General features: G+C 61.7%; 17 protein-coding genes and 2 tRNA genes. 8 read left to right on the top strand and 11 right to left on the bottom strand.

From position 1 onward, the window contains the following. Positions 1 to 40: 40 nt before the first annotated feature. Entirely contained in the window at positions 41 to 661 is a 621-nt protein-coding gene (locus tag BW967_RS06365) for a hypothetical protein (RefSeq protein WP_076484211.1), read from the bottom strand. A gap of 256 nt (positions 662 to 917) precedes the next feature. On the opposite strand from BW967_RS06365, the gene BW967_RS06370 reads away from it, so the two are divergent. Both BW967_RS06370 and BW967_RS06375 read left to right on the top strand, forming a co-directional pair. Beyond that, positions 918 to 2,204, top strand: coding sequence for a DUF2254 domain-containing protein (locus BW967_RS06370; RefSeq protein ID WP_076484212.1), 1,287 nt, complete (start codon positions 918 to 920; stop codon positions 2,202 to 2,204). 59 nt (positions 2,205 to 2,263) lie between these two features. Beyond that, complete coding sequence (locus BW967_RS06375; protein ID WP_076484213.1) at positions 2,264 to 2,632, top strand: hypothetical protein; 369 nt, start codon at positions 2,264 to 2,266, stop codon at positions 2,630 to 2,632. A gap of 3 nt (positions 2,633 to 2,635) precedes the next feature. Here the strand turns inward: BW967_RS06375 and glmM are convergent, their stop codons facing one another. From glmM to BW967_RS06415, 8 genes are all read right to left on the bottom strand, one after another. Continuing rightward, positions 2,636 to 3,982 carry a phosphoglucosamine mutase gene (gene glmM / locus BW967_RS06380; protein WP_076484214.1) on the bottom strand — a complete coding sequence of 449 codons (1,347 nt, stop codon included), beginning with the start codon at positions 3,980 to 3,982 and terminating at the stop codon, positions 2,636 to 2,638. Next, positions 3,979 to 4,995: a dihydropteroate synthase gene (folP, locus tag BW967_RS06385; protein ID WP_076484215.1), complete on the bottom strand. Its 1,017-nt coding sequence runs from the start codon at positions 4,993 to 4,995 to the stop codon at positions 3,979 to 3,981. The genes glmM and folP overlap by 4 nt, the downstream gene beginning before the upstream one ends. Positions 4,996 to 5,043: 48 nt before the next feature. Then, complete coding sequence (locus tag BW967_RS06390) at positions 5,044 to 5,958, bottom strand: dihydroneopterin aldolase (RefSeq protein WP_076484216.1); 915 nt, start codon at positions 5,956 to 5,958, stop codon at positions 5,044 to 5,046. A gap of 90 nt (positions 5,959 to 6,048) precedes the next feature. After that, positions 6,049 to 6,723: a cell wall hydrolase gene (locus BW967_RS06395; RefSeq protein WP_245826460.1), complete on the bottom strand. Its 675-nt coding sequence runs from the start codon at positions 6,721 to 6,723 to the stop codon at positions 6,049 to 6,051. A gap of 274 nt (positions 6,724 to 6,997) precedes the next feature. Then, complete coding sequence (locus BW967_RS06400) at positions 6,998 to 9,535, bottom strand: putative PEP-binding protein (RefSeq protein ID WP_076484218.1); 2,538 nt, start codon at positions 9,533 to 9,535, stop codon at positions 6,998 to 7,000. A 102-nt stretch (positions 9,536 to 9,637) separates the two neighbouring features. After that, positions 9,638 to 11,770, bottom strand: a complete 2,133-nt coding sequence (gene glyS, locus BW967_RS06405; RefSeq protein ID WP_076484219.1) for a glycine--tRNA ligase subunit beta — start codon at positions 11,768 to 11,770, stop codon at positions 9,638 to 9,640. After that, on the bottom strand, positions 11,771 to 12,199 hold the full coding sequence (locus BW967_RS06410) for a DUF6446 family protein (RefSeq protein ID WP_245826462.1): 429 nt from the start codon (positions 12,197 to 12,199) through the stop codon (positions 11,771 to 11,773). Beyond that, on the bottom strand, positions 12,196 to 13,125 hold the full coding sequence (locus tag BW967_RS06415) for a glycine--tRNA ligase subunit alpha (RefSeq protein ID WP_076484220.1): 930 nt from the start codon (positions 13,123 to 13,125) through the stop codon (positions 12,196 to 12,198). Before BW967_RS06415 ends, BW967_RS06410 begins: the two co-directional genes overlap by 4 nt. A gap of 182 nt (positions 13,126 to 13,307) precedes the next feature. On the opposite strand from BW967_RS06415, the gene BW967_RS06420 reads away from it, so the two are divergent. Both BW967_RS06420 and BW967_RS06425 read left to right on the top strand, forming a co-directional pair. Then, complete coding sequence (locus tag BW967_RS06420; protein WP_076484221.1) at positions 13,308 to 15,137, top strand: trypsin-like peptidase domain-containing protein; 1,830 nt, start codon at positions 13,308 to 13,310, stop codon at positions 15,135 to 15,137. Between the two features lie 148 nt (positions 15,138 to 15,285). Beyond that, complete coding sequence (locus BW967_RS06425; RefSeq protein ID WP_076484222.1) at positions 15,286 to 18,720, top strand: pyruvate carboxylase; 3,435 nt, start codon at positions 15,286 to 15,288, stop codon at positions 18,718 to 18,720. A 90-nt stretch (positions 18,721 to 18,810) separates the two neighbouring features. On the opposite strand, the gene BW967_RS06430 is transcribed toward BW967_RS06425, so the two are convergent. Beyond that, a complete protein-coding gene (locus BW967_RS06430; protein ID WP_076484223.1) occupies positions 18,811 to 19,008 on the bottom strand; it encodes a CsbD family protein in 198 nt (65 codons plus the stop codon). A 163-nt stretch (positions 19,009 to 19,171) separates the two neighbouring features. Here BW967_RS06430 and BW967_RS06435 point away from each other — a divergent pair. From BW967_RS06435 to hisH, 4 genes are all read left to right on the top strand, one after another. Continuing rightward, positions 19,172 to 19,246: transfer RNA gene (locus BW967_RS06435), tRNA-Gly, on the top strand. Between the two features lie 51 nt (positions 19,247 to 19,297). Then, positions 19,298 to 19,372 (top strand) — tRNA-Gly (locus BW967_RS06440). A 102-nt stretch (positions 19,373 to 19,474) separates the two neighbouring features. Further along, the gene (hisB, locus tag BW967_RS06445) at positions 19,475 to 20,062 is read left to right on the top strand and encodes an imidazoleglycerol-phosphate dehydratase HisB (protein ID WP_076484224.1); all 588 of its coding nucleotides are present in this window, start codon (positions 19,475 to 19,477) and stop codon (positions 20,060 to 20,062) included. Beyond that, positions 20,063 to 20,704 carry an imidazole glycerol phosphate synthase subunit HisH gene (gene hisH, locus BW967_RS06450; RefSeq protein WP_076484225.1) on the top strand — a complete coding sequence of 214 codons (642 nt, stop codon included), beginning with the start codon at positions 20,063 to 20,065 and terminating at the stop codon, positions 20,702 to 20,704. Positions 20,705 to 20,718: 14 nt separating this feature from the next. Here hisH and BW967_RS06455 read toward each other — a convergent pair whose 3' ends face one another. Then, entirely contained in the window at positions 20,719 to 21,183 is a 465-nt protein-coding gene (locus BW967_RS06455) for a peptidoglycan-binding domain-containing protein (protein ID WP_139327804.1), read from the bottom strand. Between the last annotated feature and the right edge of the window lie 129 nt (positions 21,184 to 21,312).

The following is a 21,312-nucleotide window of genomic DNA, read 5'->3' on the forward strand; positions in this document are numbered from 1 at the left end:
AACGGGGGCGGGCCATGGCTCGCCCCCGTTTGCTATGCCACTAATGCGCGGGCACGGCGCCAGTACGCATCGCCTCATCGCGCAGCATTCGCGACGCCTCCATAAAATCCGCATGGCGCACAACGCAAAGCGGCGCGGCGCTTCGACCAAACAGGCCAGCAGCCGGATCCTTCCAGTATTTGTCTTGGGTGATGTTGTGGGAAACAGGGTCGTAGCGGTCGCGTTCGCCGGTGCCAAGCGTGCCCAAATTATTGAACCCGCGCACAGTGATATGACCGGCTCCGCGCTTTTGGCGCAGCACCATCGTATGCATGGGCCAAGCGGCCAATCCCGCAATCAGCACGTCGCCCACCTCAACCATGCCATGCAGGGAATTGCGATCTGGGATCAAAACCGCACGGCGGCAAAACAAGTGCCCATAGGCTGTGGTGGACACCGAGGTGTGCACACCACTGCCATTGGCTTTGCATCCCGGGCAATGCAGGCGCGTGAACACGCCCACAATCTCATTCGCCCGCATCTGCGAGGCCCCAAGCGCCATCTGCGCCCAATGCATCGCCGCCATATGGCAGGTGTACCCAATGTTGCCAGCCCCCGGATGGGCAACATGCCAAGGGTCTGGGGCGATCTTCGATAGTCTGGAAAAGGCCAAGGCCGTCATCTCTGGGATCCTCCATCCTCCGATTCCGCTTCCCAGCATAGCCTAGAAAATACCGATTCTGCGTGCGGACGGGCACATCGAACGAGGCTTTATCATCGCGACATCGGGGGAGCCTCGCGCCCCCGAACCGGTAAAAATCACTTATTCAATGTTAATCGGGGCGAACCTCGTCAACTTGGCGACAAAACCAGCCTTTTTCTGCATCCGTTCTGCGCCATCTATAAAGATAGAAGCGGACCACAAACCCGGAGAGACCATGAGCGCTTTGTGGAAATGGAACCTGCGCCAGATCTCTCGGCAGATCTGGGTGCCGATTGCCGCCTTTGCCGCCTTGGGGCTGGCAACGGCAGCGGGCGCGGTTCTGGCCAAGCCCTTCCTACCCGCGGATCTGGGTCTGAAGATTGGCGCAGACTCGGTCGGCACGCTGTTGCAAATCCTTGCGTCATCAATGCTGACGGTCACGACCTTCTCGCTCTCAATCATGCTTTCGGCCTTTGGCTCGGCTGCCGGGTCTGCCACACCGCGCGCGATCAAGCTTTTGCAAGAAGATGACGTTTCGCGGTCGGTGCTTGCCACGTTCATGGGGGTGTTCATCTTTGCGCTCGCAGGGCTGATCGGGCTGCAAAGTGGCGTTTATGATGCCTCCGGTCGGCTTGTCCTGTTCATCGTCACGCTCGCAGTGGTGACGGCGGTGGTGGTGCAACTGGTGCGCTGGATCGGGCATTTGGCCGATTTCGGGCGGCTCGGCGATACGCTTGCGCGGCTCGAAACCGCCGCAACGGCAGCTTTGCAAGAAAGGCTCGCCAACCCGTTTTTGGGCGGGCACCGGCTGAGCCTGACCGAGGCTGCCACACCTGGCCATATCATTCCCGCACCCACCACAGGATATTTGCAAACCCTTGATATGAAAGGGCTGGAACAGGGTGCCAAATTGGCAGGCGTGCGGCTTGCCATCACCGTTTTGCCCGGCCATTTCGTGCATGAAAGAGCCCCCGTCGCCCATGTCTTGGGGGACAAAGCGCTGGATGAGAAGACCGAGCGCTTCATTGCTTCGCGCTTCGTTGTGGCCGAAACCCGCACCTATGAGCAAGACCCGCGCTTTGGTATTTTGGCGCTCTCAGAGGTCGCCTCGCGCGCGCTGTCGCCTGCGGTGAATGACCCGGGCACCGCGATCGGTATTTTGGGGCGGCAGGTGCGGGTGCTTGCGCACTGGCACATCCGGCCCGAACCGGAGCTGATTTATCCCAGCCTCTCGGTCGCGGAACTGAGCCTTGGCGATATGATGACCGATGCCTTTGCCGCGATTGCGCGCGACGGGGCCGGGCTGATCGAGGTGCAGATCCGGCTGCAAAAAATGCTGATGGCGCTATACGATATTGATCCGGCGCTCTTTGGCCCCGAGGCGCTAAAGCTCTCTGATCGGGCGCTGGCGCTGGCCGAGGCTGCACTCGTTTTGGACGACGATAAGAACACCTTGCACGCGCTTAATGCGCAACTGCATGCGCGGCGCCTACCGGCCGACCCGCTCGGCCGCGCCACCTGAGCCCGGTTGCGGGAACAGGCGTTTTGCGGCAGGGTCGCGACAAATCGCAGGAGGGGCGGATGAGCGAACTTGATCAAAAGCAACTGGAAGCGCTGGAAGTTGAGCGCGCCAAGATCTTCACCCCCGGCTGGTTCGGTGATCTGATCTCGGGCCGGCTGAGCTTTGGCGATACGTTCTGGCTCGGCCTCTTTGGCGTTTTGATGTTTGTCGTCCCCGCCGTGGTGTTGGTTGCGGGCTTGCTCTACGCCCAAGCCACCGCTGCGATGATCCCATTTTTGAAAGTGATCGCTGGGCTTTATGGGATTTGGGCCCTCGCCGTTTCGCAAGCCCTGCTCCGTATCGGGGCGCGTGGCGGCTGGCCCATCACAGGCATCGCGCTGGCGGCGGGCATGGCGCTTTACGCCCTTTACACCGCCGCCACGCTTTAAGTCTTAGGCCGTTTCGCGTTCCACCGCCGCAACGATACCCTCAACCGTCTGCGCCAGCAGATCGGCGTCTTCGCATTCGGCCATCACCCGAATAAGCGGCTCTGTACCCGATTTGCGGATCAAAATCCGGCCCTTCCCAGCCACCGAAGCCTCGGCCGCCGCAATCACTTTTTGAACATTCTCGGCCTCAAGCGGTGCCTGACCCGCCTGATACCGTACATTTTTCAACATTTGCGGCACGGTTTCGAATTGCGTCGTCAATTCAGAGGCGCGCGCGCCTGTCTCGGCCATTGCAGCCAAGAACTGCAGACCCGCCATCAGCCCATCGCCCGTGGTCGCGTAATCGGTCATCACAATATGGCCCGATTGCTCGCCCCCAAGGTTGAAGCCGCCCGCGCGCATCCGTTCAACCACATAACGGTCGCCCACGGCCGTGCGCTCAAGCCCCAGACCGCGCCCTTGCAAGAAGCGTTCAAGCCCAAGGTTGGACATCACCGTCGCCACCAGCGCATTGCCGCGCAGCTTACCCGCCTCGGCCCAACGCGCGGCGAAAAGCGCCATGATCTGATCGCCATCGGCAACCATGCCGTTTTGATCAATGATCATCACCCGGTCGGCATCGCCATCCAACGAAATGCCAAGGTCGGCCCCATGCGCCACCACGGCTTCTGCTGCGGTTTGGGTATAGGTCGAACCGCATTTATCGTTGATGTTCAGGCCATTGGGCTCCACGCCGACGGGGATCACATCACAGCCCAGTTCCCACAAAACCTGCGGGGCCGCCTTATAAGCGGCACCATGCGCGCAATCGACCACAACCTTTAGCCCCTTAAGGCTATCACGCGTGGGGAAGGTCGTTTTCGCATATTCGACATAGCGGCCAAGGCCATCATCAATCCGCTTGGCGCGACCAATGTTTTGCGGTTGCGCGAGGCGAATTTCGCCAGCCACAATCGCTTCAATTTCGGCCTCGGCTTCGTCGGACAATTTGAACCCATCGGGGCCGAAGAATTTGATTCCATTGTCTTTCGCCGGATTGTGGCTGGCCGAGATCATGATGCCCAGATCCGCCCGCATCGAGCGCGTGAGGTAACCCACAGCAGGCGTCGGCACCGGACCCAAAAGCAGCACATTCATCCCGGTAGAGGTCAGCCCAGCGGTCAGCGCGTTTTCCAGCATATAGCCCGAAAGCCGCGTGTCTTTGCCAATTACCACGCGGTGGCCGTTGCGGCCATCACGGCGGAAATAGCGCCCCGCCGCAGCGCCAAGGCGCAGGGCCAGTTCGGCGGTCATCGGGGCGGTATTGGCTTCCCCACGCACCCCATCGGTGCCAAAAAGCTTCCGCGTCATTGCTCGTACCCTTTTGTTATTGCGTTATAAAGGCGGATGCCTTGGGCGATTTCGGCAACATCATGGACCCGGTGCATTTGCGCGCCTTGGGCAAGCCCCGCAAGCGTCACCGCCAAAGTGCCCGGCGCGCGGGCATCTGCCGCCTCCGCCCCACCGATGGTGCCAATGAACCGTTTGCGCGAAACGCCCAGCAAAATCGGGCAACCGAGCGCGTGAAACAGGCTCAGCCTGCGCAGCAGCACCAGATTATGCTCGAGTGTTTTGCCAAAGCCGATGCCGGGGTCGAGCATGATACGCGCACGCGCGATTCCGGCGGCCTCGGCCACGGCCAAACGCGCGGCCAAATGATCATAGACATCTAGAAGAACGTCATCATAGCTGGGCGCGGCTTGCATCGTGGCGGGCGTGCCTTGCGCATGCATAAGGCTTAGCGCGGCGCCTGTGGCCGCAACCGTCGCCGCCATATCGGCATCAAAGAGCATGGCGGAGACATCATTCACCAGCCCCGCGCCCGCCTCGACAGCCGCTTTGGCGACCGGGGCTTTGCGCGTATCAATCGAGATCGGCGCGCCGTAGCCTTGCGCACGCAGAGCCGCAATGACCGGAGCAGTGCGAGAGATTTCGTCCGCCACCGGGACTTCTACGGCACCGGGGCGGGTGGATTCCCCACCGATATCAAGCATATCAGCCCCAGCTTGCGCCAAAGCTTGTGCTTGGGTAAGCGCGGCTTCGGGCGCATCGAACCGCCCGCCATCCGAGAAGCTATCGGGCGTGACGTTCAAAATGCCCATGACCGAGGGGCGCTCAAACGAGACCCCGGCCAGTGGCGCACGCGGAGCGGTGAGGCGACCTCGCACATCTTCAGGCAGATCAGCGGCAGCTATCAGCCCTTGGCTGCCCGCGCGGGTCAGCACCTCGACATGGGTGAACCAGCACCAGCCACCAGCCAGCGTCAGCGCCCCCGCAGGGCGGCAAGGATCGGTTTGCGCAATCGGTCGATAATAGAGCGTCATGCGCCTGTCTTGGCGCGCAAGGCCGCCAATGGCAAGGCTAAGGAAGCGTTAACGCGCGACAGTCTGAACCGGCACGCGACTTCCCGCCGGAGCTGAAACATCACCGTGAAGTTCCAGCCGCACGGCTGCCAGTTGTTCGGCAAGCCAGATGATCAGATTGCCCGCCTCGCGCACCGCGCCCTTGGGGCCATCAACGGCATCCAGCACGATTTTCGAGGGGGCCCAAACCAGCATTTGCCCATGACGCATCGCCCAATCAATCTCGGTCCGGGTCGCCACCACCACGCAGCGCGGGTCGCGCGCCGCCAGCACCCACGCATTTTGCTCAATCGCCAAAAGGTCAATCCGGCGCTGGGTCGGGCGATGCCCGGTTTCGGGCGGCACGCCTTCGGGCATACCCACCGCCAGAATCACCGGCGCGCCCGAAGCCGCGAGCGCATCAAGTCGGGCCGAAAGATCCGGCGCGGCAATCACATCATTGGAGAGATAAGCCACCACCGGGTGCAGTGCGGCATCATCTTCATGCAAGGCTTGCACCGGGGCCGAGGCGCGAGCCCGCACTATCTCCACCCCCAGCGCGCCGGGGCCACGGTCGAGCTTTTCGATCCGCACAAAAACCCGCATTGCACGCGGCTCAAGCAAGATCCGCTCCGCCACGCGTTCGGCCAATGTTTCCAAAAGGTTGAGCCGTTCTGCGGCAAGCTCCGCCGCAATCGCCTCTGTGATCCGGTCATAGGAAAGGATCCGATCAACATCGTCGTCCAGCGGACCAGACGCAGGCCGCACCTCGACCACAACGTTGAAATTCAGCCGCTGGCTATGGCCACGCTCTTGCTGAAACGCGCCGATATCAGCCTCGACCACATGATCGCGCAAGCTGATCCGGTCGCGCGGATCGGCAGGGGCCGAGGCAAGCGCGCGCTCCTCGGGATGGGCGAAGGCAAGGGAAGTGTCGGATGTCATCGGGCCGCCTTTTTGCCCCCTGATATAGAAAGGGGGCGGACCGAAGCCCACCCCGAAACGTCATTTGCGACCGCTCTTGCGACCTCGCGCTTAACCGCCCGCCGTCTGCGCGGGGCGTTTATAGAAGGTATGCGCCCCAATCCGCACGGTGCGTTCGAACCGGCGCGACCACGAAGGGCGCACGGCGCGGGTGTGGAAGAAGGTGGCTCCATCGGTCAAATTGCGCGGCGCGCCATCCAGCATCGCACGGGCAATGCGCGCGGCACGATCCCAAGCAGCGCGGTCGCGAATCCGGTCCGAACGGCCATCGCAGGTCCAGCTGAACTGGCAGCCACGCGAATTGCCTTGATTGACCACGCCACAGACCGAACGCGGGAACCGCGGATCATCAACACGGTTCAGCACCACTTCGGCCACGGCCACTTGCCCGGCGATCCCCTCGCCACGCGCTTCGTGATAAAGCGTATTGGCAAGGCATTGAAACTGCTCGCCGCCTTTCGGCGCGGGCTGCGCTTCCAGCCAAGCGGCTGTAATTTGCGCCGGCGGCTCATCTTTTTTGCGCGCCCAAGGCCAAAGCGACGCTTTGCGCGGGGCTCTCGGCGCGGTGGTCAGCGCCTCGGCCCGCTCTGCGGACACCGTCTCAAGCGCCACACGTTCTTGGAACAGGAGCGCCATCAGGCCCTGCTCCGCGATCTCCGTCGGATCATTCGACTGGCTTACCGTCGTATCGGCACGCGAGCCTGAGGCGAGAGCCAAGAGGATCATTGCGCCCCCCGCCCAGCTTTTCAGCACTGACATGGTCTTCTTTCGATAAGGTCAAACGCCCCGGCCTAAGCCGCGACCGGGCGGGCTTAGCGAAAGGAAGTTACCTTGTCTATAAAGCGAAATGGCGCGGGCAATTTCCGCCCACAAAAGTGGCGGAAATCCGCGCAAAATCAACCGCCGCTCGCGGTTTTCTCACAGAAATGCGACTAAAGGTAACGCGACGCGATTACCAGAGTCTTGTTGGCGTTAACCTTATTTTCAGCGGTTTTCCGCCTCAGAATCGATTCCGTGGCGCCAGAAGGGCGAAATGCGCAGCAGCGAGTCGTGCAACTGGCACGCGAAAAGGCGAACAGGAAACATAGTCGAATCCCGCCGCGCGGCAGAACGCGATTGATTCGGGGTTGCCGCCATGCTCGCCGCAGACCGAAATCGTCACATCGGACCGCGCCGCCTTCCCGCGCGAGGCGCCCATCAGCAGCAATTCCCCTACCCCTTCCACATCCAGAATATGGAACGGGTCTTCGGCATAGACATGCTGATTGACATAAGCCGACATGAAGCGACCAGCATCATCGCGTGAAAGACCATAGGTCATTTGCGTAAGGTCATTGGTCCCGAAGCTCAGAAAATGCGCGTGTTCGGCAATTTCACCGGCCCGCAGTGCGGCACGCGGCGTTTCCACCATCACGCCAAGACGGTAGGCGAAATCAGCCTTCATTTCTGTGCGCACGGCAGCGGCCACCGCGTCGATGCGGGTTTTGACGATTTCCACCTCACGCGCCGCAGAAACCAGCGGGATCATCACCTCAGGCACCACCGGCGCGCCACGACGGCTGGCCTCTACCGTCGCCTCAAAAATCGCACGGGCCTGCATGTCGTAGATCTCGGGCACCGTCACGCCAAGCCGCACCCCGCGCATGCCGAGCATCGGGTTGAATTCCGAAAGCGCCTCAACCCGGCGCGTAACCTCTGACAGCGGCCGCCCCAAAGCCTCGGCCAGATCGCGCAGCCCTTCGCGGTCATGCGGCAGGAATTCATGCAAGGGCGGGTCAAAGAGCCGAATGCAGACAGGCTGGCCCGCCATAATGTCGAAAAGCGCGCTGAAATCGGCCTTTTGCATCGGCAAAAGCCGTTCCAGCGCCACGCGGCGATCATTGGCCGTATCGGCAAAGATCATCTCGCGCATCACCGTCAGCCGGTCTTCGTCAAAGAACATATGCTCGGTACGGCACAGCCCGATCCCATCGGCATCAAACATCCGCGCGGTGCGGGCATCATCGGGCGTGTCAGCATTGGCGCGAATGCCAATGTCACAGACCGTTTCCGCCCAGCGCAAAAGCGTGCGGAACCCATCATCGAGCGCAGGCTCCAGCATTTCGGCTGCGCCCACCAACACCTCGCCATTGGTGCCATCCACGGTGATCTGATCGCCCTCATGGAACATCCGCCCACCGGGGCCGCGCAAGCTGCGGTCGCGCCAGGAGATTTGAACATCCGAACAGCCGACGATGCAGGGCAAGCCCAACCCGCGCGCAATCACAGCGGCGTGGCTGGTCATGCCGCCGCGTTCGGTCAGCACGGCAACGGCGGCATGCATGCCGCGAATATCCTCTGGCCCGGTTTCACGGCGCACCAAAACGCAAGGCTCACCGCGCGCGGCACTGGCCTGCGCGGCGGTGGCAGAAAACACGATCCGGCCCACAGCGGCGCCGGGGCTGGCGGCAATGCCAATCGCAAAACGATCACGCGGCCCGCGCGGGTCCACCTGATAGTGCAACAGTTCCGAGAGCGCGCGCGGCTCCACCCGCAACAGCGCATCTTCGCGCGAAATCACCTCATCCTCGGCCAGGGCCACAGCAATTTTCACCGCCGCACGGGACGAGCGCGCCACCCGCACCGCGTCAATCACCGCGACGCGGCCCCCTTCCACGGTGAATTCGATCTGCATTTCTTCGCGCAGCCGCTTGCGGCAAATCGCGCCGTAATGGCGCAATTCCTCAAACACCGCTGGGGCGAGTTCTTCCAGCGCCCCACCGCGCGGGTCGCGGGTCAGGAAAAACGTGTCTTGCGCCGCCGCCCGGCCCTGACTTTGGCCGCGAAACCGCCCCATGATGCGGGGCATACCGGTCACGCTATCGACAAATTGCATCGTGCCCGAGCCACAAACGCCAGGGCCAACCCCCAAAGCCATGCGCTGCACCAAAAGGCCAAGCGCGGCATCTGGCGGCGCGCCTTTCGCCTCGCGCAGAAGCCTTGCCGTTGTACCCTCCCATGCCCGCGCCATCGAGCGCAGCACTTCGGCCAATTGCCGCGCCGCATCTTGCGGGAAAGGCGCTTCCATCTCGGTCTCGAACGCGGCCAGCGCCTCGTTCAGCGCGCCGGGGCCGGGACCCGCATCAAACATATCGGGGTCTAGGCGCGCGACATGCACCGCGTAGCTTTGCACAAAACGCAGATAAAGCGCATCGGCGGCCTCTTGCCCGTGGCTGTCGGCAAGCTTGCGATGCATCGCATCATTCATGCCAACATTGAGCACCGTGCCCGGCCCGCCCCATTCTGGGTTGCCGGGGCTGGACCGTACCGAGACCAAGAAGTCCTCGCCAAAATGCGCCACCATCGCGGCGGTATCGGGCATCACCCCCGCCGCAATCGCCCGCACGGTTTCAACCGGCAGCGACAACGTCTCGGGCACCGGCATATCCAGCCGAATAAGCCGTTGCAGGCATTTGGCACGCCAACCGTGCCGCGCGGCCTTAACCTTGGCGGAAGGCGTCAGCGCGACAAACTCGGTCACATCGGCGTTTTTTGACATTCTGGCACGTCCTTGGCCCGCTTTTTGCAGGATAGGCAGATCGCCGCCCGGCGCAAGTATGAACGGAAGGTAACAGCCCGCCGACAAGCGGCGGGCCGGGGCTTAGCCTTCAAGCTTCGTCAGATCCGCCACAGAGAGGCAAATCTGGCGGATGCGCGAGAGCAGATTAAGCCGATTGCGCCGGACAATGGCGTTCTCGGCATTGATCTGGACGGCGGTGAAGAAGGCATCAATCGGCGCGCGCAGCTTCGCCATTTCGGCCATCGCCGTGGCGAAATCTTCTGCTGCCATCGCGGGCGCAAGCGCGGCTTCGGCGGCATCAAGCGCGGCGAAGAGGGTTTTCTCTTCCTCGGCCTCGGCAAATTTGACATCGGCGCCGTAGCTGTATTCCACCCCATCCTTCGCCTCGGCTTGGGTCAGGATGTTGTTGGCGCGTTTGAAGCCTTGGATCAGGTTGCCGCCATCTTCGGTTTTCAGGAAGGCCGAGAGTGCCTCCGCACGTTTGACCACCAGCGTGAGATCGTCAGAGCCGGGCATGGCGAGAACGGCGTCGATCACATCGTGGCGGATGCCTTCGTCTTTCAGGAAGACTTTGAGGCGGTCATGTAGAAACTCCAAGACATCACGTGCAACGAACCAAGCAGGTTCTTTTTGCTCGATGATCTCATTCGCCCCCCACGCAATCGAGCCCTTAGCTGGTTCGGGGTGCCGCGAAGCACCTTCACGCAGTGTCTCTAAAGCTGGAAGCCGCAACCCATTTGCCAGCACCAACCGAATAACACCCAGTGCCGCGCGGCGCAGAGCGAACGGGTCTTTCGAGCCGGTGGGCTTTTCATCAATCGCCCAGAAGCCGGTGAGCGTGTCGATTTTGTCAGCCAGCGCCACGGCGACGGTCACGGGCTCAGACGGCACCTCATCGCTCGGCCCAAGCGGCGAATAATGGCCTTTGCAGGCATTGGCCACTGCATCCGGCAGGCCCGCTTCGCGCGCGTAATAGCTGCCCATCAGGCCTTGAAGTTCGGGGAATTCGCCCACCATCGCGGAGCGCAGGTCGGATTTCACCACCCGCGCGGCCTCTGCCGCCAAATCGGGTTGCGCGCCCACGCGCGGCGCAATTTCGCGCGCCAAAGCCTCGATCCGGTCGATCCGGGCTTTTTGGCTGCCAAGCTTGTTGTGGAAGGTCACATTAACGAGCCCCGCGCCCATGCCCTCCAGCCCCTCGGATTTCACCAGCCGCAGGTCATGTTCCCAGAAGAAGCGCGCATCCGAGAGCCGCGCCGAAAGCACCTTGAGGTTACCCTTCAAGATGGTCTCGCCGTGATCCGCCGTCTCGCGGTTGGCCACGGTGACAAAGCCCTCAATCCGGCCCGTTTTCGGATTTTTGACCGAGAAGAACTTTTGGTGTTCCTTCATCGAGGTTTGCAGCACCTCGGGCGGCAGATGCAGGAAATCTTCCGCAATCGCCCCCATCAAGGCGACGGGGAATTCGACCAGCCCCGCAACCTCATTCAAAAGACCTTTGTCTTCAACAAGTTCCAGCCCCTGCGCAAAGGCCATTTGGCTTGCGTCATGCCAGATCATTTCGGCGCGCTCGGCGGAATCGAGCACCACTTTCGCGGCTTTCAATTTGGCGGCGTAATCCTCAAACCCGGTCACGGCAAAGGGTGCAGGCGCCATGAAACGGTGGCCCGCAGTGGTGTTGCCCGCCACGATGCCATCAACAGTGAGCGGCACCACGGTGCTGCCCGCTTCATCGGACAACAGGCACAAGATCGAATGCAGCGGGCGCACCCAACGCAAGCTGCCCGCGCCCCAGCGCATCGCCTTGGGCCACGGGAAGCTGCGGATCACCTTTTCCAGCACTTCGGCAATAATTTCGGGCGCTTGGCGGCCCGGCTTTTCCATCACCGCAAACCAGACCTCGCCCTTTTTATCGGCGCGTTTTTCCAACTGGTCGAGCGTCAGCCCGGTGGAGCGCAGAAAGCCCTCAAGCGCTTTTTCCGGCGCGCTGACAGAGGGGCCTTTGCGTTCTTCGCGAAGCGTCGGGCTTTCAGAGGACAACCCATCCAGCACCAGCACCAGCCGCCGGGGCGTCGAAAACGCCTGCGCGCTGGCATAGGTGAGCCCGGCCTCTACCAGCCCGTCGGTCACAAGCTTTTTGAGGTTGTCGCGGGCCGCGCCCTGCATACGGGCGGGGATTTCCTCGGAAAAGAGTTCAATCAGAAGCTCGGGCATTTACTCGGTCCCCGCAAGGTCGCTTGGTTGTTGCCAGACGAAGGCCCGGCCATCGGGATAGACAGCGACAACACGATCCACGCCGGGGGCGATGTCGCGCGCGCTAAGGAAAGCAATCGCCACACCGGTGGCAAGATCCGCCCCGATCCGGCGCGCATCATAGCAGCCAAATTCGGGCGGCGCGGCCAAAGGATGGGCGGCGTCATAGACGGTGAAAGTCTCGGTCAGAAGACCAAGGCTCAAGGGCGTGCGAAAACAGGCGCGGAAATCGACCGGCGCACTGTGCTCGCCCACTGCCTGCCAGTTTTCCGACAAGATCGGCTCGGGCAATCCGGTGATGAGCGAGGTCAGCTCCACCGCCTGCGGCACGGCCGCCATCGCCGCCCCCGCGAAACCAAGGCCCGCCAAAGTCAGGGCGAAGGGTTTCACGCCTGAGCCTCCGCCACATAGCCGCCCGCTTCTGTTTGCACGAAAGCATCGGCGCATTTTTTGGCAAGCGCCCGGACCCGGCCAATATAGGCTTGGCGTTCGGTGACCGAAATCACGCCGCGCGCGTCGAGCAGGTTAAACAGGTGGCTTGCCTTGATGCATTGGTCATAGGCCGGATGCGCCATGACGATGCGCTTGCCGGTGTTGGGATCATCTGCCGGGAACGACAGGATCTTTTCACATTCGGCCTCGGCATCTTCAAAGTGGCGCAGCAACATTTCGGTCGTGGCCGCATCGAAGTTGTGGCGCGAGTATTCTTCTTCCGTTTGCCGGAACACATCGCCGTATTTCAGCGGGATCGGGCTGTCGGGGTCGTTGAAAGGCATGTCCATCACATGGTCGATGCCGAGCACATACATCGCCAGACGTTCCAAACCATAGGTCAGCTCGCCCGAGACGGGGTGGCAATCATGCCCGCCGACCTGTTGGAAATAGGTGAACTGGCTGACTTCCATGCCATCACACCAGACTTCCCAGCCAAGCCCCCAAGCGCCCAGCGTCGGGCTTTCCCAGTCGTCTTCGACAAAGCGGATGTCGTGCAGGTTCAGGTCAATGCCAATGGCTTCGAGCGAGCCAAGGTAGAGCGCTTGCAAATCCGGCGGACTTGGTTTGATCAGCACTTGGTATTGATAATAGTGCTGCAAACGGTTCGGGTTTTCGCCGTAGCGGCCATCGGTCGGGCGACGCGAGGGCTGGACATAGGCCGCCGCCCAAGGGCGATTGCCCAAGCTGCGTAGCGTCGTGGCCGGGTGGAAGGTGCCTGCGCCCACTTCCATGTCATAAGGTTGCAAGACCGCACAGCCTTTTGAGGCCCAATAGGTCATGAGCCGCAGGATGATTTCCTGAAACGAGCGGGGCGCTGCCATGGTCTGTCACCGATCTGTTCTCTAAGCTGCCCCCTCTTAGGCAAGGGGCGGCAGGCGGTCAACGGGGCCACCGGGCCGCAGCGGCGCCCTAGCACGATTTATCCGGCTTTTAGGGGGTGACGGGGGCGCGCTTCGTGCCTAATTTGCCGCAAAAGTTTCACAACAGGATTTTCGGGGATCAAATGCAGGCAGGAAAACGGGCCAAGCTGATGGCAAGCGCGCTGGGTTTGGCGGCAGTTGTTTGGGCAACCGTCGCGCAAGCACAAGAGGCTTGGGTGCAAATTGAGGCCCTGCCGACGCTCGATCAAGCCGAGGGGCGGCTGCGTGATCTTTCTGCCAGCTTCCCCGATTTGGCAGGCTTCGCGCTAACCGGCGGCTGGTATGGTGTGGCGCTTGGCCCCTATGCTACCCCCGAAGCGGCGCAAGAAGCACTGCTGAACCTACGGCGCGCGCGGCAAATCCCCGGCGACAGCTATGTGGCCGACCCGAACACCTTCCGGAGCCAATTCTGGCCGGTGGGCGCGAATTTGACCGCACCGGCGCCGCAAGTTGCCCCAACGCCCGAAGCGCCGCCGGAACCTGTCGCCGAAGCGCCCGAGGCCCCTGCCCCGCAAACAGCCGAAGTCGCGCCGCAGCCCGAACCCGTTGTGGAGCCGGTCGCGGAACCCGAACTCCCCCCCGAACCGGTTGAAACGCTCGCCGAGTCGCGCCGTTTGGAAGCGGCGCTGAGCCGCGAAGAGCGAATGGATATTCAGCGCGCGCTGCAATGGGTCGGGCTTTATAACAGCGGGATTGATGGCGCCTTTGGCCGTGGCACGCGCAGCTCCATTTCGGTCTGGCAAGAAACGCAAGGATTTGAGCCCACCGGCGTTCTGGCCTCTGCCCAGCAAGCGCATCTGCTCGAAACCGTTGCCGCAGAGCGCGCGGCACTTGGCATCACCCCGGTCGATGAGGTCAAAGCGAGCATCGCCATCGACCTTCCGTTGGGACTTGTCGAATTTGACCATTACGACCCGCCGTTCGTGCATTTCCGCGCAAAGAACGGCTCGGGCGTGCAGGTGATCTTGATCTCGGAACCGGGCGACCAAAACACCCTTTTCGGCCTTTACGATGCGATGCAAACGCTTGAAATCGTGCCGCAAAACGGGCCGCGTGAGCGTTCCAAATCCGGCTTCTCGCTGGTGGGCGAAGATGCGCGCATCCATTCGGTGACCGAGGTGAAGCTTTCCAAAGGCATGGTGAAGGGCTTCACGCTGGTTTACCCCGCCGATGAGGGCGCGCGGATGCTGCGTGTTCTTGATGCGATGAAAGCGAGCTTCCGCGCGGTGGGCGATTCTGCGCTTGATCCGACTTTGGGCCAGCCGATGGGCGTGGGCCGTGCCGATCTGATTGGCGGGCTCGACGTGCGTCACCCGGAATTTGCCCGCTCTGGCTTTTTCATCAATGAAAACGGTGCCGTGTTGACGGCTGGCGAAGGTCTTGGCACCTGTGGCAAGGTCACGATCGAGGGGCTGCCTGCCACGATTGCCTTCAGCGATGCGGGGCTGGGCGTGGCTGTGCTGACGCCCGAAGACAAACTCGCCCCTTCCGCAGTCGCCGCCTTCGAGACCGAAACCGTGAACCGTGGCGCCGCGATCGTGGTGGCAGGCTTTTCTTATCCCGAGGCGCTTTCGGCCCCGGTGCTGAACTTTGGCACGCTGTCGGACCTGACTGGTCTTGCCGGTGAAGCGGAGCGCGCACGGCTCGCGGTGCCGACACTTGCGGGCGATGTGGGCGGGCCCGTGCTCGATTCGATGGGTGCGGTGCTCGGCCTTGTACTGCCGCGCGGCGATGCGGCCACGCAATTGCTGCCTTCTGAAATGACCGTGGCGGTGCAAACCGCAGCGCTGGTGCCGGTTTTGGCCGAAAACGGCTTTGCCCCGGTGGCGGCAGATGCCCAAACCCACCTTGCCGCCGAAGACCTTGCGGCCTTGGCCGGAGGTTTCACCGTCCAGATTGAGTGTTGGAAATAAGGGGACTTTGCAAACTCGGGTGAATTGGACAGTAAATTTGCCCGATTTTGCAGTTTTGGCCTTGCGCCGCGTTGCGGCACCGCTAGGTTTTCCGTCAACCTTTCGTCACACGCGCCTGTGGGACGTGCCGGTTTTCAGGGAGACCTAAATGTTCAAAAAAATCCTTGTCGCCAACCGCGGCGAAATTGCCATCCGCGTGATGCGCGCCGCCAACGAACTGGGCAAGAAGACGGTCGCGGTCTATGCCGAGGAAGACAAGCTTGGCCTGCACCGCTTCAAAGCCGATGAAGCTTACCGCATTGGCGAGGGGCTGAGCCCCGTAGGCGCTTACCTGAGCATCGACGAGATCATCCGCGTTGCGCAAGAGGCGGGTGCGGATGCGATTCACCCGGGCTATGGGCTTTTGTCGGAAAACCCTGATTTCGTGGAAGCTTGCGCCAACGCGGGCATCACCTTCATCGGGCCCAAAGCCGAAACGATGCGCTCGCTTGGCGACAAAGCCTCCGCCCGCAAAGTTGCGATTGCGGCGGGGGTTCCGGTGATTCCGGCCACCGAAGTGCTGGGCGACGATTTTGACGCGATCAAAGCTGAGGCCGCCGAGATCGGCTATCCGCTGATGCTGAAAGCCAGCTGGGGCGGCGGCGGGCGCGGGATGCGCCCGATCAACGGCCCTGATGAGCTGGTCGAAAAAGTCCGCGAGGGCCGCCGTGAAGCCGAGGCCGCCTTTGGCAATGGCGAAGGCTATCTGGAGAAAATGATTACCCGTGCGCGCCACGTTGAGGTGCAGCTTCTGGGCGATACGCATGGCAACCTTTACCATCTGTTTGAGCGTGACTGCACCGTGCAGCGCCGCAACCAAAAGGTGGTGGAACGTGCCCCGGCCCCCTATCTGAGCGAAGAACAACGCGCCGAGGTCTGTGCGCTTGCGCTCAAAATCGGCAATGCCGTGGGCTATCAAAACGCCGGCACTGTCGAATTCCTGATGGATATGGAAACCTCGAAATTCTACTTCATCGAGGTGAACCCGCGCGTGCAGGTGGAACATACCGTCACCGAAGAGGTGACCGGGATCGACATCGTGCAAAGCCAGATCCGCATCGCCGAGGGCGCAACCTTGGCCGAGGCGACGGGCGTAACCGATCAGGCCGATATCTCGCTTTCGGGCCATGCGCTGCAATGCCGGGTGACGACCGAAGACCCGCAAAACAACTTCATCCCCGACTATGGGCGGCTCACCGCTTACCGCTCTGCCACAGGCATGGGCATCCGTTTGGATGGCGGGACCGCTTATGCGGGCGGCGTGATTACGCGCTACTATGACAGCTTGCTGGTGAAGGTCACCGCGTGGGCGCAATCGCCCGATCAAGCGATCCGTCGGATGGACCGGGCGTTGCGCGAATTCCGGATTCGCGGGGTTTCCACCAACATCGATTTCGTCATCAACCTGCTCAAGCACGAGACCTTCCTCGACATGAGCTATACGACGAAGTTCATCGACACGACGCCCGAGCTGTTCCAGTTCCGCAAGCGGCGCGACCGGGCGACGAAAATCCTGACCTATATCGCGGATATCTCGGTCAACGGGCACCCCGAAACAGCGGGCCGCCCTGAGCCTTCGCCCGATGCGCGCGCGCCGCGTGTTCCCGAACTGCGCGGCCCGGTTGTCCCTGGCACGCGGGATTTGCTGGAGGCGCAAGGCCCGAAAGCCGTCGCAGACTGGATGCGGGATCAAAAGAAGCTTTTGATCACCGACACGACGATGCGCGACGGGCACCAATCACTTTTGGCCACCCGGATGCGCTCGGCCGATATGATCGCCGCCGCGCCAGCCTATGCGGCGAACCTTTCGGGGCTTTTCTCGGTCGAGTGCTGGGGCGGCGCCACCTTCGACGTGGCTTACCGCTTCTTGCAAGAATGCCCGTGGCAACGCCTGCGCGACATCCGCGCGCGCATGCCCAATATCATGACGCAGATGCTGCTGCGCGCCTCGAACGGGGTCGGCTACACCAACTACCCCGATAACGTGGTGCAGTTCTTCGTACATCAGGCGGCGAAATCGGGCGTTGATGTGTTCCGCGTGTTTGACAGCCTGAACTGGGTCGAAAACATGCGCGTCGCGATGGATGCGGTGGTGGAGGCCAACAAGGTCTGCGAAGGCACGATTTGCTACACCGGCGATATTCTGAACCCCGACCGCGCGAAATATGATCTGAAATATTACGTCGGCATGGCGAAGGAACTGGAAGCCGCAGGCGCCCATGTTCTCGGCCTGAAAGACATGGCGGGGCTTTTGAAACCCGCCGCCGCGCGCGCGCTGATTAAAGCGCTGAAGGAAGAGGTCGGCTTGCCGATCCACTTCCACACGCATGACACCTCGGGGATTGCGGGGGCGACCGTGCTGGCCGCTGCCGATGCGGGCGTGGATGCGATTGACGCGGCGATGGATGCGTTTTCGGGCGGCACCTCGCAGCCCTGCCTTGGCTCGATTGTCGAGGCGATGCACCACACAGACCGCGACACCGGGCTCGACATTGGCGCGATCCGCCACATGTCGAACTATTGGGAGGCCGTGCGCCACCAATACGCGGCCTTTGAAAGCGGGCTCGAGGCCCCGGCCTCTGAGGTCTATCTGCACGAAATGCCCGGTGGTCAGTTCACCAACCTCAAGGCGCAGGCGCGCTCGCTGGGGCTGGAGGAGCGCTGGCACGAAGTCGCGCAAGCCTATGCCGATGCCAACCGCATCTTTGGCGATATCGTGAAGGTGACGCCCTCGTCGAAGGTTGTGGGCGATATGGCGCTGATGATGGTGGCGCAGAACTTGTCGATGGCCGATGTGCTTGATCCGGGCAAAGACATGGCCTTCCCGGATTCGGTGATCGACATGCTCAAGGGCAACCTTGGCCAACCGCCGGGCGGCTGGCCCGAGGGGATCGTGGCGAAAGTGCTCAAGGGCGAAGCGCCCTCGACCGAGCGCCCCGGCAAGAAGCTGCCTGCGGTGGATCTGGAAGAAACCCGCGCCAAGCTTTCGGCCGAACTCAACGGCTTCACTGTCGATGACGAAGATCTGGCGGGCTATCTGATGTATCCCAAGGTCTTCTTGGATTACATGGGCCGCCACCGCCAATACGGCCCGGTGCGCACCCTGCCGACGCCCGTCTTCTTCTACGGCATGAGCTCGGGCAAACAAATCTCGGCCGAGATCGACCCCGGCAAAACGCTCGAGATTCGCTACCAAACGGCGAGCGAAACCGATGAGAAGGGCGAGGTGAAGGTCTTCTTTGAACTCAACGGTCAGCCGCGTGCAGTGCGTGTGCCGAACCGGGCGGTGAAGGCCACGACCCAAGCCAAACCGAAAGCGGATCCGGCGAACCCCGGCCATATCGGCGCGCCGATGCCGGGCTCGATTGCCTCGGTTGCGGTGACGGTGGGGCAAAAGGTGCATCCGGGCGATTTGATGCTGACGATCGAAGCGATGAAGATGGAGACCGGTCTGCATGCCGACCGCGCCGCTACGGTGAAGGCGCTCCATGTCAGCCCCGGCGCACAGATCGACGCCAAAGACCTGCTGATAGAGTTGGAATAAGCAAAAGGGGGCACTGCCCCCTTACCTTCAGAAAAAGAAAACGGGGGCCATTTGGCCCCCGCTTCCATTTCGGCACATTGGGCCGAAAGGTCAGATCGAATCAAAGAAAGCATCCACTTCCTTCTTCGCTTCCTCTTTCGTCTTGCCGTATTTCTGTTGCACGATGCCTTCGAGCTTTTCACGCTCGCCCGCGACCTGTTCGATCTCGTCATCGGTCAGTTCGCCCCATTTGGCGCGCACCGTCCCCTTGAGTTCCTTCCACTTCCCCTCGATCACATGCGTGTTCATGGTGGTCTCCTCTCGGTTTGCGTTGATGCGAAGGCTTCCCCTCGCCTGTGACAAACCAACGCGGCCCGCCCGAACCCGGTTCCGATAGTTTTTCACATTGCGGCGCATTTTCCTCTTGCGGGCGCCCGCGCGATTGCCTAAATCGCCTGCACCGAAAGGCAGCGCGGGCGTAGCTCAGGGGTAGAGCATTACCTTGCCAAGGTAAGGGTCGTGAGTTCGAATCTCATCGCCCGCTCCATTCGGAACCGGTCGCAAGACCAACCCAGGCCGCAAGGCCATCGCCAAGGATGCGGGCGTAGCTCAGGGGTAGAGCATTACCTTGCCAAGGTAAGGGTCGTGAGTTCGAATCTCATCGCCCGCTCCAGACGAAAACCCTCCCTTCGGGGAGGGTTTTGTCTTTTCAGCTTCACGCTTAACAAGCTCCGCGCAAGGCCCTATAAGGCGCTGAAAGCAAAAGGAGCGCCCGATGCGGACAGCGACGATCACCCGCAAGACCGCCGAGACGGATATCTCGGTCACCGTCAATCTGGACGGCACCGGGGTTTATGACAATCGCACTGGCGTTGGCTTTTTTGACCATATGCTGGATCAACTCTCGCGCCATGCGCTGATTGATCTGACAATCACTGCCACGGGTGATTTGCATATTGATGACCACCACACGGTGGAAGATGTGGGCATCGCGCTTGGCCAAGCCCTGACGAAAGCCTTGGGCGACAAGCGCGGCATTCGTCGTTACGGCCATTTCGTGCTGGCGATGGACGACTCGCAAATTGCCACCGCGCTCGATCTTTCGGCCCGGCCCTTCTTGGTGTGGAATGTCGATTTCCCGACGCAAAAGATCGGCACCTTCGACACGGAACTGGTGCGCGAATTCTTCCAAGCGCTCTCGACCCATGGCGGGATCACGCTGCATATCGACAAGGTGCATGGCATCAACAGCCACCACATTGCCGAAGCGGCGTTCAAATCGGTCGCCCGCGCGCTGCGTATGGCGGTTGAGCCCGATCCGCGCATGGGCGATGTGCTGCCCTCCACCAAGGGGGCGCTGTAAATGAGCCTGACGGTTCTGGTCGATTACGACAGCGGCAACCTCCATTCCGCGCAAAAGGCCTTTGAACGGATGGCCCGCGAGGCGGGGCACGGGACGGTGGTTGTCACCTCCGAACCTGATGTCGTGGCCCGTGCAGATCGGATCGTGCTGCCGGGCGATGGCGCTTTTCCGGCCTGTCGTGCAGCGCTCATTCGCCATACCGGACTTTTTGAGGCGATCGACGAGGCAGTAACCCGCCGCGCCGTGCCGTTTTTGGGCATTTGCATCGGCATGCAGATGCTCGCGACGCGCGGCCTTGAATTTGAACCGACGCCGGGCTTTGACTGGATCGGCGGCGAGGTGGTGAAGATCACTCCCTCCGACCCGAGCCTGAAAGTGCCGCATATGGGCTGGAACGATCTGGTGGTCGATCACACCCACCCGGTGCTTGAAGGCGTGCAAACCGGCGATCACGCTTATTTCGTGCACTCGTTCCACTTCACCGTGGCCAATCCGGCCGAGCGGCTCGCCCATGCTGATTACGCAGGCGAGATCACCGCGATCGTTGGGCGCGACAATATCGTGGGCACCCAATTCCACCCGGAAAAATCGCAGCGCACCGGGCTGCGATTGATTGCCAACTTCCTGAACTGGAAGCCCTGAACCTGCGGCGTGGGTTAAGGCAAGGCCGTCGGGTCTTCCTGCGCCCGCGCCTTGGCGCGCTGGTTCAACGCCTCTTGCACGGCAAGCACCGGATCTTCAGCCAAAAAGAAGATCTTTTCAAACAACGTGCCACCATAAAGCAGCCGTCGATAGGCCCCCTCTCCAAGATCATCGAGATACCGTGCGGCACTTGTTTGGGAGTTCACCTTGGGGTGAATCCGGTCCCCTGACGCCAAGGCAATCGTCTCGACAGAGCGGCGCAACGCTTGTTCGGTGGCGGCGCTCCATTTCCCATCAATGGGCGCAAAATAAAGATCTGCGCGCTCAAGCTCGCGCTGCACCTCGATACGATCTGCGTGGCTCAAAGAAGAGAACCCGGCCCAAAGCGCATCTGTCCCCGCTTGCGACACCGCAACGGGGACCAGTGTGGTCATGGCGCCGACAAGCACCGGCCCTGCCAAAATCATACGTAAATTCATGACTGCCCACCCTTCACTTTTCCTGACAGTCGCCCCCGATCGCGGCAAACCCCGGCGCGATCTGCGGCAAGATTTCAGCAAAAGGCTGCAATTTTCCTAAAATCCCTCGGAACCTGCTACCGCGCGGCC

The organism is Rhodobacter aestuarii, from assembly GCF_900156655.1.
Classification (GTDB): Bacteria; Pseudomonadota; Alphaproteobacteria; order Rhodobacterales; family Rhodobacteraceae; genus Rhodobacter; species Rhodobacter aestuarii.